This window comes from Myxococcus sp. AB025B (assembly GCF_006518215.1).
In the GTDB taxonomy this organism is placed as follows: Bacteria; Myxococcota; Myxococcia; order Myxococcales; family Myxococcaceae; genus Myxococcus; species Myxococcus fulvus.
Map to the genome: position 1 here is coordinate 1 of NZ_SRLW01000563.1, position 2479 is coordinate 2479.

Sequence of the window (2479 nt, forward strand, 5' to 3'; positions counted from 1 at the left end):
CCCCTGCACGCGCCCGTGCCCGCGGGCACCGTCCCCTCCGTGCGCCGCCGCGCGACGCAGGAGCCCGCCCCCGCCGCGCCCGTCAACACCGGCATGCTGCTGGCGGACGACCTGCTCGCGGACGTGGCGCTGGACCCGCTCCCCGTCGCGCAGGGCCCGCTGCTGCAGGAGCCGCGCGTCACCGCGTCGCGGCCCACGCACGCGCCGCGCATCGACCCGGGCAAGGGCGCCTCGCAGCTCTACCTGGAGCTTTACTGGGGCACCGTGCGCCGCGACGCGCGCCGCTTCGCGCCGGACAAGAAGAAGCCCGTGGTGGCCTCGCTCGAGCTGCCGGAGGCGATGCCGCTGTGGGGCTTCACGCTGCCGGAGACCGGCGCGCCCTTCACGCTGGCCGAGTCCATCAGCGGCTCCTTCCGCCTCTTCGTGCCCCCGGGCACCGAAGTGGAGAAGAGCGGCTCCGACGGCCGCTTCACGCCCGTCACCGGTGCCTCGCTCGAGTCCGACGGCAGCCGCCGCTTCATCACGCTGCGCGAGGGCGTGGGCGCCCGGCTGACGCAGGGGCAGATGTCGCTCGTCGCCTACGCGGCGCCCGTGCCCGCGCGCGTGTTCGTCAACCCGCTGCGCGGCCTGCCGTGGCTGGCGCTGACGTGCTTCGCGCTGTTCGCGTCGGGCCTGGGCGCGTTCATCGCGCTCAAGCCGCCCACGCCGGAGACGGCGGACTTCACGCAGAAGAACCTGCCGCCCGTGGCGCTGCGCCTCATCGCCCCCGAGCCCAAGAAGAAGGAGGAGGCGAAGAAGAAGCTGGAGGCGCTCAAGCAGCAGGCCAAGCCGGTGAAGAAGGAGGAGGCGAAGGTGGCGGAGAAGGCGCCGCCCAAGCCGGTGGAGAAGACGCCGCCCCAGCCCGCCAAGGCCGTGGCCGCCGCGCCGCCGGAGAACAAGGCGCTCAAGGCGCTCGCGAAGCTGTCGGCCGCGGGCCCCGCCACCAATGATTTGCTGGCCGCGGTGGACAAGCTGGGCAGCGGGCCGGGCAGCAAGAACGTGAAGAACTCCAACTACAAGCTGTCGGGCCTCATCGGGAAGGCGCCCATCGCCAACGCGGGCCTGGGCACCTTCGGCCTGGGCGGCGGCGGCAAGGGCGGCGGCGCCACGCTGGGCGCGGAGCTGTTGCGCGGCAAGGGCGGCGGCGGCATCGGCGCCCTGGGCGCGGGCTCGGTGGGCAAGGGCAAGGTGGGAGGCACCGTCACGCGCGCCACCGCGCGCAGCATCGCCTCCACGCAGGGCACGGTGGACCGCGAGGCCGTGGCGCGCGTCATCAACAGCCACCTGAACGAGGTGCACGGCTGCTACGAGCGCGCGCTGCTCAAGGACCCGGGCCTGGCCGGCAAGGTGGTGCTCGAGTGGACCATCGGCACCAACGGCCGCGTGGCCGCGGCGAAGACCAAGTCCTCCACGCTGCGCAACGCCTCCGTCGAGGCGTGCATCCTCTCCAACCTGAAGTCCTGGACCTTCCCCGCCCCCAAGGGCGGCGTGGTCATCATCACCTACCCGTTCCTCTTCAACTCCGTCGGCTACTGACGCGAGGGGGCCCACCCCCTCCCCCCGCGTTCCGTTCCGCTCATCCGCCAGGAAGCCCCCACCGTGCGATACGCCCTGCTCATCCTCTTGTTCCTGGCGCCCGGCCTTGCCCGCGCGCAGGCCGAGGCGCTCGAGAACCCCGGCTCCGTCTCCGCCATCCAGGAGCGGCAGTACCGGATGCACCACGAGCTGTACCTCGGCGTCGGCGTGCTGCCGGCGGACGCCTTCTACAAGGGCCTCACCGGGAGCGTCTCGTACACGTACCACTTCAGCGACACGTTCGCGTGGCAGGTGGGCCGGGGCACGTACAGCTACAACATCCAGACGTCGCTGCGCCGCCAGCTGGAGCGCGACTTCGACGTGGCCCCCACCGCGTCCGCGTTCGAGGACCAGGTGCAGTGGATGGTGGGCTCCGACCTGGTGTGGAGCCCGCTGTACGGCAAGACGGCGGTGCTCAACAGCTCCGTGCTGCACTTCGAGGCGTTCCTGCTCGGCGGCGGCACGGTGGTCAAGATTGACCGGCAGGACGGCTTCCGCCCCGCCGTCAACCTGGGCCTGGGCGTGCGCATGTTCTCCGGCAAGACGGTGTCGTTCCGGTTGGACGTGTCCAACAACGTCGTCTTCGCCGGCGCCTCGCGCATCATCAACGTCCCGGTCGTCCAGCTCGGAACCGCGTTCAACTTCGGCGCCACGGAATGACTTCACGCTCACTCATCGCCGCGCTCGCCAGCGCCGCGCTCGTCGTGTCTCCAGCGGCCGCCCGCGCCCAGTCCGGCGCCGGCGCGCTGCCCATGCCACCACCGCCGGGGAGCGCGAAGCCCGCGTCCGCCGGCACGCCGCCCGCGTCGGGCAACAAGCCCGCGCCCGCCGCCGGTGCCGCCACCCCGGGCAGCAAGCCCGCGTC

Annotated in this window: 2 protein-coding genes and 1 pseudogene; all 3 read left to right on the forward strand. The window is 72.6% G+C overall.

The window, feature by feature from the left end; all coding sequences use genetic code 11:
- A partial coding sequence (locus FL311_RS42575; protein WP_141333326.1) for an AgmX/PglI C-terminal domain-containing protein occupies nucleotides 1–1575 on the forward strand: 1575 nt, incomplete at its 5' end.
- 63 nt (nucleotides 1576–1638) lie between these two features.
- On the forward strand, nucleotides 1639–2274 hold the full coding sequence (locus FL311_RS42580) for an outer membrane beta-barrel domain-containing protein (RefSeq protein ID WP_046711417.1): 636 nt from the start codon (nucleotides 1639–1641) through the stop codon (nucleotides 2272–2274).
- Nucleotides 2271–2479 (forward strand): annotated as a pseudogene (locus FL311_RS42585) (hypothetical protein); the annotation flags it as partial. The gene FL311_RS42580 and the pseudogene FL311_RS42585, both read left to right, overlap by 4 nt.